Source organism: Halorubrum tibetense, from assembly GCF_042661865.1.
GTDB lineage: Archaea > Halobacteriota > Halobacteria > Halobacteriales > Haloferacaceae > Halorubrum > Halorubrum tibetense.
On sequence record NZ_JBHSWW010000084.1, the window covers coordinates 1 to 8837 of the forward strand.

The following is an 8837-nucleotide window of genomic DNA, read 5'->3' on the forward strand; positions in this document are numbered from 1 at the left end:
GAACGGGTTGCCGCCGCCACCGCCGCCCATGCCGGGCGGGCCGCCGCCGCCCATCATCTCCTCGGGATCCGGCCGGTCGCCCTCCTCGCGTTCCTGCTCGCGTCGCTCGCGGATCTCCTCGACGCGCTCGCGGAACGACTTCTCCTCGTCCGATCCGTCCGCCGCGTCCTCGGTGTCGGCTCCCGTATCCGTCTCGTCGGGTGTCTCGTCGTCCGTCATGGCCGTCGGTTCGGGACGGGGTCCGAAAAGGGTTGTTTCTCGTGGCGTTTGACCGGTAGCTTCGGACCGGACTAGATCGGACCGAATCAACCCGGCCCCGCCGTCACTCGTGTCCGGAGACGCGAACCGGCTCGTATGGCTCCTCCAGCCACTCGATGTCGGAATCCGACAGGTCGATGTCGAGCGCCTCGACGGCGTCCTCGAGATGTTCGACGCTAGTCGTGCCCACGATCGGCGCGTCTACCCACTCCTTGTGGAACTGCCAGGCGAGCGCGATCTGTGCCATCTTCACTCCCTTCTCCGCGGCCAGCTCCTCCACCCGGGCGTTGATCTCGGGGCCGCCACCCTCACGGTACGGGTGTCGATACAGGTGCTCTTCCGTCTCGCCCCGCGTCGTCGCCTCCACCTCGTCGTCGGGTCGGGCCAGATAGCCGCGGGCCAGCGGACTCCACGGAACGACGCCGATATCCTCCCTCTCACAGAGCGGGAGCATCTCGCGTTCCTCCTCGCGGTAGACGAGGTTGTAGTGGTTCTGCATGGTAACGAACCGGTCGTACCCCTCACGCTCGCTCGTGTGGAGCGCCTCGGCGAACTGGTGAGCCCACATCGAGGACGCGCCGACGTACCGCGTCTGTCCCCGGCGGACCGCGTCGTCGAGGGCGGCTAGCGTCTCCTCGATTGGGGTGTCGTCGTCCCACCGGTGGATCTGATAGAGGTCAACCGTCTCCATTCCCAGTCGGTCGAGGCTCGCCTGTAGTTCCTGTTCGATCGCCTTCCGCGAGAGCCCGCCGGAGTTCGGGTTCGACTCGTCCATCTGGAAGTACCCCTTGGTGGCGACGACCGCCTCCTCGCGGTGTCCCTCCAGCGCCTCCCCGAGGACTCGCTCCGACTCGCCGTTCGAGTACATGTTGGCGGTGTCGAAGAACGTCACCCCGAGCTCGAGGGCGCGCTCGACCAGCTCGGCCCCCGCCTCCTCGTCGAGCACCCAGTCGCGCCAGCCGGGGTCGCCGAAGCTCATACAGCCGAGACAGATCTTCGAGACCGTCATCCCCGTGTTGCCGAGCGTCGTGTACTCCATGACCTGTGCTCGTCGGCCGCCCTCAAAAAGATCGGTTCGGCGGACGGCGACGCCGGAACGAGCCCGGCCGCCGCCGCGGTGATATCCTCACTCGTCGCGGAACGAAGCGGTGTACACGAGGAACGCGCCGGTAAGCAGCACGAACGAGAGGAAGGTGACGAGCGCGAGCACGTTCGCAACCGGGTCGAGCGGGCTCAGGAACTCTTGGCCGGTCGTATCGAGCACTAACACGGCGAGGAGGGCGGCGATCAGGCCGAGCAACCAGTTCGTAAGCAGGTCGTCCATGCCCGACCGTCACTCGGACGGAGTAAAAACCCCGTGGGGAGCCACGCGGTTCCCCCCACGGACATTTATCCGAGGCGAGCGTACACTGAGCGTGAGCGATTCGACGACGCTGTGGCTGCTCGGCGACCAGCTCGACCCGACCCTCGACGCGCTCGCCGCCGCCGACGAGGTCCTCCTGATCGAGGCGAGCGGGTTCGCGGACCGAAAGCCGTACCACGCCCACAAACTGACGCTCGTCTTCTCGGCGATGCGCCACGCTCGTGACGACCTCCGCGAGCGCGGCCACGACGTGACGTACCTGCGGGCCGACTCCTTCGGCGACGGCGTCGCGGCGTTCCTCGCCGACCGTCCCGACGCGACGCTTCGGCTCATGCGTCCTCCGAGCCACGGGGCGGGCGAGCGGCTCCGTGAGATCGTGACCGCGCACGGCGGTACCCTCGAGCTCGTCGAGAACGAGCGGTTCTACACGACGCCTGCCGACTGGCACGCGTGGACCGGCGAGCACGACTCCGACCGGACGTACCGACAGGAACACTGGTACCGACACGTGCGCCGGGAGACCGGCGTGTTGATGGACGGCGACGCGCCGGTCGGCGGGGAGTGGAACTACGACGACCACAACCAGGAGACCCCGCCGGACGACTGGGAGCCGCCCGAGCCTCGGCGCTTCGAACCGGACGCGTTGACCCGCGAGACCCACGAGTGGGTCACCGAGCGGTTCGACACGTGGGGGAACGACTCGCTGGACGGGTTCGGCTGGCCGGTGACTCGCGAGGAGGCGCTGGCGGCGCTCGACGACTTCGTCGAGCGGCGGCTCCCGGCGTTCGGCCGGTATCAGGACGCGATGGTGGGAACCGAGCCGTTCCTCGCGCACTCGCTTTTGTCCCCCGCGATCAACCTCGGGCTGCTCGACCCCCGCGAGGCGGTGGACGCGGTCGAAACGGCGTACGAGGAGCGTGGGGTCGAACCCGGCGGGTACGATCCGTCGTCTGCTGAAACGACGCTGGAGGCGTTCCGCTCCGATGACGGACCGGACGGTGACGACACGACGGGCGGGAGCGACGACGCAACGGATGGGGACGGCGGCGCGACGGACGTGTACGGAGACGCGGCGTCGGTTCCGCTCAACGCCGCGGAGGGGTTCATCCGACAGGTCCTCGGCTGGCGGGAGTTCATGCGACACGTCTACCGCGAGGCGATGCCGGAGCTCGCGACGGCCAACCAGCTGGACCAGGAGCGTTCGCTTCCGCCGGCGTACTGGGACGGCGACACCGACATGACCTGCCTCTCGGAGGCGGTCGGAAACGTCCGCGAGTACGGCTACGCGCATCACATCGAGCGACTGATGGTGTTGTCCAACTTCGCGCTCGTCTACGGCGCGGACCCGCGCGAGCTCAACGACTGGTTCCACCTCGGCTTCGTCGACGCCTACCACTGGGTCACGACGCCCAACGTCGTCGCCATGGGATCGTTCGGCACGGACGTGCTCTCCTCGAAACCGTATGCCTCCTCGGGGAGCTACGTGAACCGCATGAGCGACCACTGCGCGTCGTGTCCGTACGCGGTGTCGCGTACGACGGGTGAGGGCGCGTGCCCGTTCAACGCGTTGTACTGGGACTTCTTGAAGGAAAACGAGGAACTCCTGCGGGGCACCGGCCGGATGGGACTGATGTACTCACACGTCGATAACAAGGACGACGCGGAGTGGGAGGCGATCCGCGATCGCGCAAAACGCGTCCGCGAGCTGGCGGCCGAGGGGGAGCTGTAACCAGGCCGTCGTCGGGACCGTCCGATCTACGCCTGGTTCACGTCACGAGCGCTCGCGCTCGCGGGAGCACCTGCTCGTAGCCGAGCGCGACGACACCCGCGTACAGCGCGACCGTCCCCATGACCAGCGCCCACGCACCCACCGCGAGCTCCCCGCCGCTCACCGCTTCGATCCCGGTGAGCTCCAAGGCGACGCCGATCCCCGACACGGCGACGGAGCCGATCAGGAGCGCGAGCAGCTCGAACAGTTCGACGACGGTCGCCGGTATCCGTACCATAGCTCTTCGGCCGTGCTCGTCGGATATAACCGTTTCTCCCGCGTTACTTCGCGTTCGCCCGCCCTCTGTTCTCTTTTCCTGCGTCACTTCACCGCGTTATGTCCTCTTTTCCTGCGTCACTTCATCCCGAACGCGCGCATCGTCGAGTCGGCGATCCCTTTCGCGATCAGCGCGAGCCCGGCGACGAACAGCATCATTCCGCCGCCGATAACCGGGTCCTGAAGCGTGACGATCGCGATCGCGAGGAACACGATCAGGGCACCGGCGATCCCCTCGAGTCCGAGCGTCTTTCGCATGTCTCCGTCCTACTCCGTCCGCGGTTTAAAGAGGCCGGGATCGTCGGTCCCGTTCCGCGTCCGCGTCGACACGTCGGCTCGGAGGGTTGGGCTTTTATCGCATGGGCCACGTATCCCCGACTACGCATGACCGACGGAGACGGGGACGGGCGGCGTGACCTCCGAATGCCCGAAGACGACGAGGTGTTCGCCGAGGTCGTCGAGATGCTCGGCGCGAACCGCGTCACGGTACGATGTGCCGACGGAACCGAACGGACGGCTCGGATCCCGGGCCGGATGCAAAAGCGCGTCTGGATCCGCGAGGACGATATCGTGCTCGTCGATCCGTGGGACTGGCAGGACGAGAAAGCCGACATCACGTGGCGCTACGAGAAGAGCGAGGCCGAACAGCTCCGCGAGGAAGGGCACCTCCGGTGACTCGGTTCGTTTCGTCGTCGCATCGACCAGTGACCTCCCGACCGCGTGACTTCGACCGGTAACCCCGCGATGTCCGACACCGTTCGTCTCGCGATGACCACTCGTGCCGAGACGTTCGAGCGGGTGCGGGAGCCGCTCGCGGACCGAGGGATCGAGGTCGGCCACGTCCGCGCGAAAGAGCGATCGATCCGGGTCGCTGGCGGGCACGACACCGCCGATCGGACCGCACCCGCCGACTTCGACGTGGGGTTCGTGTACCCCTCCCGGCTCATGGAGGGGGCCGTCGTCGACACCCGGCTCTCGGTCCCGTGGGTGAACGGGCGGGACGCGGTCCTCGCCTCGCGGAACAAGGCGGGCGTGCTCGCGAGGCTCGAGGCGGCCGGGCTCCCCGTGCCACGGACGACGCTCGTCTCGAACCCGGTCGACGAGTCGGTCGTCGTCGACGCCGTCGCCGGGTTCGAATTTCCGGTGGTGGTGAAGCCGAACTCCGCGACCCGCGGCGTCGGCGTCGCGAAGGCGACGGACCTGGACTCGCTTTTGGGGGTCGTCGACTACCTGAACCTGGTCCACGACTACCGGGCGACCGGCGATAAGTCCTACCTGATACAGGAGTTCCTCCCGGACGCTCGGGACTACCGTGCGATGGTCGTCGACGGCGAGTACGCGGGCGCGGTCCGGCGGACCCTCCCGGCCGAGGCGCTGGCGGCGGGACGGTGGAAACACAACGTCCATCGGGGGGCCGAGGCGAACGGCGTCGACCTCCACGCCAGGGGTCGTGCGCTGGCCGAACGGGCAGCCGCCGCGCTCGATATCGACTACCTCGGCGTCGACCTCCTCGAAACGGACGACCGGCTCGTCGTCAACGAGACGAACGCGCGCCCGACCGTCGACGCGGCGACGAAGTACGAACCCGGCTTCTACGACCGGCTCGCAGGGCTTATCGAGCGGGTTGCGGAGGCGTAAGGGGACCGGCTGGCTGAGACGCCGTTGTGTAGGCCGGCGGCTCAGATAACGTCGATGGAGGCGGAGTCGTCGTCGCGGTCGAACTCGACTTCGAGCACGCCGTTGTTGAACGTCGCATCGCCGGAGCGCTCGTCGACGGCCGCGGGGAGCTCGACCGTCTCGTCGTACTCCCGGCGGTCCGACGCCGCGGAGATGGTGAGCGCCTCGCCGTCACACTGCAGGGAGAGCTCTTCCTTCGAGACGGCTGGAAGGTCGGCGACGAGTCGGACGGTATCCTCGGTGGCGTACGCGTCCACGTGCGTCTCCGACCCGAACCCGGCGTTGTCGGCCCCGGTCGCGGCTCCGGTTCCGGCCATCTCGTTCATCATCCGTTCGATCTCCTCGAAGAAGTCCCCGAACGGATCGTCACGGTCGTCTCTGTCCATATCTCACGTGACGACGGTCATCCCGATAAGCCTTCTGTCGACCGCCGTATCGGCCGGAACCGATCGTCGAAGATCTCTTTTTCAGGGTCTCTACACCGTGATAACCGGGAGTCGGGTGTGACTGGTCGGATTTAAGTATCTGCGTCCCACTTTTTCGCTTATGAGTAAATCGTACTTGACTGCTGGCGCGGACATCGCGGACGACGAGGTCGTCCGAGTGGGGTTAAACGGGTTCGGTCGGATCGGACGCAACGTGTTCCGGGCCGTGCTCGAGAACCCTCGCATCGAGCTCGCCGGTATCAACGACGTGATGGACTTCGAGGACATGGCGTACCTCGCGAAGTACGACACGACGATGGGTCGGCTCGACGGCGTTGCCCTCGGCGACGACGGTGACGAGCTGACGATCGGCGGCACGTCGGTCCCGCTGTTCAACGTCCAGGATCCCGCGGATCTGCCGTGGGACGACCTCGACGTCGACGTCGCGTTGGAGTGTACGGGTGTCTTCCGGACGAAGGACGACGCGAGCGCTCACCTCGACGGCGGCGCGGACACCGTCCTCATCTCCGCGCCCCCGAAAGGCGAGAAACCCGTCAAACAGCTCGTGTACGGCGTCAACCACGACGAGTACGAGGGCGAGGACGTGATCTCGAACGCCTCGTGTACGACGAACTCCATCACGCCCGTCGCGAAGGTGCTCGATGAGGCGTTCGGTATCGAGGCCGGTACGCTCACCACGGTTCACGCCTACACCGGTTCGCAGGCGCTCATCGACGGTCCGAAGGCGAAGACCCGACGTGGTCGAGCGGCCGCCGAGAACATCGTCCCGACGTCGACCGGCGCCGCGGGCGCGGCCCAGGAGGTCCTCCCGCAGCTGGACGGAAAGATAGACGGGATGGCGATGCGCGTCCCCGTCCCCAACGGCTCCATCACGGAGTTCGTCGTCAGCCTCGACGAGCCCGCCGACGCCGAAGCCGTCAACGACGCCTTCCGTGACGCGGCCGACTCCGGCCCGCTGGCGGGCGTGCTCGGGTACACCGACGACGAAGTGGTTTCCAGCGACATCGTTGGACTCCCGTTCTCCAGCTACGTCGACCTGCAGTCGACGAACACCATCGCGGGCGGGAAGCTCCTGAAGATCCTCACCTGGTACGACAACGAGTACGGCTTCTCGAACCGGATGCTCGACATGGCCGCGTTCGTCCACGACGAGGCGTAATCCGCGTATCTCTGCCGGAGAACAGTTTCCCCGAGACAATCGACGCCCTCACACGCCGCAGTCGAAGTCTTCACGACGCTCGCCGACACACCTCGGTACACTTCGACACCATCCCAGACATGTCCACGTTCAACACACTCGACGATCTGCCGACCGACGCACGGGTGCTCGTTCGCCTCGACCTCAATTCCCCGATCGAGGACGGCGAGCCGCAGGACAACCGCCGGTTCGAACGCCACGCGCGAACCGTCCGCGAGCTGGCCGAGGCGGGCCATCGGGTCGTCTGTATGGCTCACCAGGGCCGTCCCGGTCGCGACGACTTCACGTCGCTCGCGGGACACGCCTCGATCCTCGCGGAGCACGTCGGCCGCGACGTCGCCTTCGTCGCGGACACGTACGGCGACGAGGCGGTCGCCGCCATCGAGGGGCTCGATGCGGGCGAGGTGCTCCTCTTGGAGAACACGCGGATGTGCGACGACGAGCTCCCCGAGGCCGCACCGGAGGAAAAGGCGGAGACGGCGTTCGTTCGAACGCTCGCGCCGCTTTTCGACGCGTACGTCAACGACGCGTACTCCGCGGCCCACCGGAACCACGCCTCGCTCGTCGGCTTCCCGCTCGTGTTGCCCGCGTACGCCGGCCGCGTGATGGAATCGGAGTACGAGGCGAACACCGCCATCGCCCGTCGCGAGTTCGACGGGCCGGTGACGATGGTGGTCGGCGGGACGAAAGCAACCGACGTGATCGGCGTGATGGACGCCCTCGAGGGGACGGTCGACCGCTTCCTGCTCGGTGGCGTCGCCGGCGAGCTGTTCTTGCGCGCCGCGGGCTATCCGGTCGGGCACGACCTCGAAGGCATGGACCTGTTCGACGAACAGTGGGCGGCGAACCGCGAGGCGGTGGCGTCGATCCTCGACGAGCGCGGTGACGCGATCCACCTCGCGAGCGACCTTGCGTACGAGGACTCGGAGGGGGAGCGCGCGGAGCACACGCTCGCCGAGATCGACGAGAAGACGGATGCCTACCTCGATGTCGGCTCGGGCACCGTCGAGGAGTACGAGCCGCTGATCCACGAGTCCGACGCGGTGTTCGTGAAGGGGGCACTCGGCGTGTTCGAGGACGAGCGGTTCTCCGTCGGCACCGTCGGCGTGCTGGAAGCGATCGCGGAGACGGACTGTTTCTCCGTCGTCGGTGGCGGCGACACCTCGCGGGCGATCGGGATGTACGGGCTCGACGAGGCCGACTTCTCGCACGTCTCCATCGCGGGCGGCGCGTATATCCGCGCGCTCACCGGAGAATCGCTGCCCGCGATCGAGCTGCTCGAGGCGGCCGCGACGTAATTCGTCTCCGGCGGTCGACCTACTCGCTCTGCGGTCCCGCCGACCGCCTCCCGCCACCTTGCTATCCCACCACCCTGTCGTCCCGTCAGCGGCCTCCCGCCGCGCGACTCTTTATATACGAAGCCGGAACGATCCCGGCGCGTGACCCCGTTCAGCGACCTCGCCGCCGCCGCGTACTGCCCCCGACAGCTCTACTATCGACGTCGGGAGGACGACCGACGTGTTCCCGACGAGGTCCGTGAACGGATCGACCTCGCGTTCCGGTACCCCGAGCTGGTCGACGCGTCCGATGCCGTTCTCCGGCGGCTCCCGATCCGTCGGTCGCCGGCCGCCTATCGGCGGAACCTCGTCCGACTGCGCGAGCGCGACGTGTACGACCGGCTGGTCGCCCCCGCCGCGGAGCGGGCGTTCCACGCCGGACGCGACTGTCACGGGATCGTTCACAAAGTCCTCGCAGGTGTCGACGACGGCCCGCCGGTCCCCGTGATCTGTTCGCCCGGCGAGCCCCCGGAACGCGGGGTCTGGGAACACCAGTCCGTCCGGGCGGTCGCCG

The 8837-nt window shown here is 67.5% G+C and carries 10 protein-coding genes and 2 pseudogenes; 6 read left to right on the plus strand and 6 right to left on the minus strand.

Annotation, left to right across the window (positions count from 1 at the left end):
* From ACFQEU_RS07520 to ACFQEU_RS07530, 3 genes and pseudogenes are all read right to left on the minus strand, one after another.
* A pseudogene (locus ACFQEU_RS07520) lies at positions 1 to 219 on the minus strand (hypothetical protein); the annotation flags it as partial.
* 103 nt (positions 220 to 322) lie between these two features.
* A complete protein-coding gene (locus ACFQEU_RS07525; protein WP_379780824.1) occupies positions 323 to 1297 on the minus strand; it encodes an aldo/keto reductase in 975 nt (324 codons plus the stop codon).
* A gap of 87 nt (positions 1298 to 1384) precedes the next feature.
* Positions 1385 to 1582 carry a hypothetical protein gene (locus ACFQEU_RS07530; RefSeq protein WP_209484260.1) on the minus strand — a complete coding sequence of 66 codons (198 nt, stop codon included), beginning with the start codon at positions 1580 to 1582 and terminating at the stop codon, positions 1385 to 1387.
* Positions 1583 to 1673: 91 nt separating this feature from the next.
* Between ACFQEU_RS07530 and ACFQEU_RS07535 the strand changes: the two genes are divergently transcribed.
* Positions 1674 to 3350, plus strand: a complete 1677-nt coding sequence (locus tag ACFQEU_RS07535; RefSeq protein ID WP_379780826.1) for a cryptochrome/photolyase family protein — start codon at positions 1674 to 1676, stop codon at positions 3348 to 3350.
* Positions 3351 to 3387: 37 nt separating this feature from the next.
* On the opposite strand, the gene ACFQEU_RS07540 is transcribed toward ACFQEU_RS07535, so the two are convergent.
* Positions 3388 to 3627, minus strand: coding sequence for a hypothetical protein (locus tag ACFQEU_RS07540; protein ID WP_379780828.1), 240 nt, complete (start codon positions 3625 to 3627; stop codon positions 3388 to 3390).
* A gap of 116 nt (positions 3628 to 3743) precedes the next feature.
* Positions 3744 to 3923 (minus strand): DUF7470 family protein, encoded by a 180-nt coding sequence (locus ACFQEU_RS07545; protein WP_379780830.1) that lies wholly within the window; start codon positions 3921 to 3923, stop codon positions 3744 to 3746.
* 126 nt (positions 3924 to 4049) lie between these two features.
* Here ACFQEU_RS07545 and eif1A point away from each other — a divergent pair, with 126 nt between their 5' ends.
* On the plus strand, positions 4050 to 4340 hold the full coding sequence (eif1A, locus tag ACFQEU_RS07550; protein ID WP_379780832.1) for a translation initiation factor eIF-1A: 291 nt from the start codon (positions 4050 to 4052) through the stop codon (positions 4338 to 4340).
* A gap of 69 nt (positions 4341 to 4409) precedes the next feature.
* Positions 4410 to 5303: an ATP-grasp domain-containing protein gene (locus tag ACFQEU_RS07555; protein ID WP_379780834.1), complete on the plus strand. Its 894-nt coding sequence runs from the start codon at positions 4410 to 4412 to the stop codon at positions 5301 to 5303.
* Between the two features lie 41 nt (positions 5304 to 5344).
* On the opposite strand, the gene ACFQEU_RS07560 is transcribed toward ACFQEU_RS07555, so the two are convergent.
* Positions 5345 to 5728 (minus strand): Hsp20/alpha crystallin family protein, encoded by a 384-nt coding sequence (locus tag ACFQEU_RS07560; protein WP_379780837.1) that lies wholly within the window; start codon positions 5726 to 5728, stop codon positions 5345 to 5347.
* 160 nt (positions 5729 to 5888) lie between these two features.
* On the opposite strand from ACFQEU_RS07560, the gene gap reads away from it, so the two are divergent.
* From gap to ACFQEU_RS07575, 3 genes and pseudogenes are all read left to right on the plus strand, one after another.
* Positions 5889 to 6947, plus strand: coding sequence for a type I glyceraldehyde-3-phosphate dehydrogenase (gap, locus tag ACFQEU_RS07565; protein WP_379780839.1), 1059 nt, complete (start codon positions 5889 to 5891; stop codon positions 6945 to 6947).
* A 119-nt stretch (positions 6948 to 7066) separates the two neighbouring features.
* Positions 7067 to 8284, plus strand: a complete 1218-nt coding sequence (locus tag ACFQEU_RS07570) for a phosphoglycerate kinase (RefSeq protein WP_379780842.1) — start codon at positions 7067 to 7069, stop codon at positions 8282 to 8284.
* A 141-nt stretch (positions 8285 to 8425) separates the two neighbouring features.
* Positions 8426 to 8837: pseudogene (locus ACFQEU_RS07575) on the plus strand (hypothetical protein); the annotation flags it as partial.

Coding starts and splice junctions, on each gene's coding strand:
- ACFQEU_RS07570 (WP_379780842.1), top strand. CDS start 7,067: ATGTCCACGTTCAACACACTCGACGATCTGCCGACCGACGCACGGGTG.
- ACFQEU_RS07525 (WP_379780824.1), bottom strand. CDS start 1,297: ATGGAGTACACGACGCTCGGCAACACGGGGATGACGGTCTCGAAGATC.
- ACFQEU_RS07530 (WP_209484260.1), bottom strand. CDS start 1,582: ATGGACGACCTGCTTACGAACTGGTTGCTCGGCCTGATCGCCGCCCTC.
- gap (WP_379780839.1), top strand. CDS start 5,889: ATGAGTAAATCGTACTTGACTGCTGGCGCGGACATCGCGGACGACGAG.
- eif1A (WP_379780832.1), top strand. CDS start 4,050: ATGACCGACGGAGACGGGGACGGGCGGCGTGACCTCCGAATGCCCGAA.
- ACFQEU_RS07555 (WP_379780834.1), top strand. CDS start 4,410: ATGTCCGACACCGTTCGTCTCGCGATGACCACTCGTGCCGAGACGTTC.
- ACFQEU_RS07545 (WP_379780830.1), bottom strand. CDS start 3,923: ATGCGAAAGACGCTCGGACTCGAGGGGATCGCCGGTGCCCTGATCGTG.
- ACFQEU_RS07560 (WP_379780837.1), bottom strand. CDS start 5,728: ATGGACAGAGACGACCGTGACGATCCGTTCGGGGACTTCTTCGAGGAG.
- ACFQEU_RS07540 (WP_379780828.1), bottom strand. CDS start 3,627: ATGGTACGGATACCGGCGACCGTCGTCGAACTGTTCGAGCTGCTCGCG.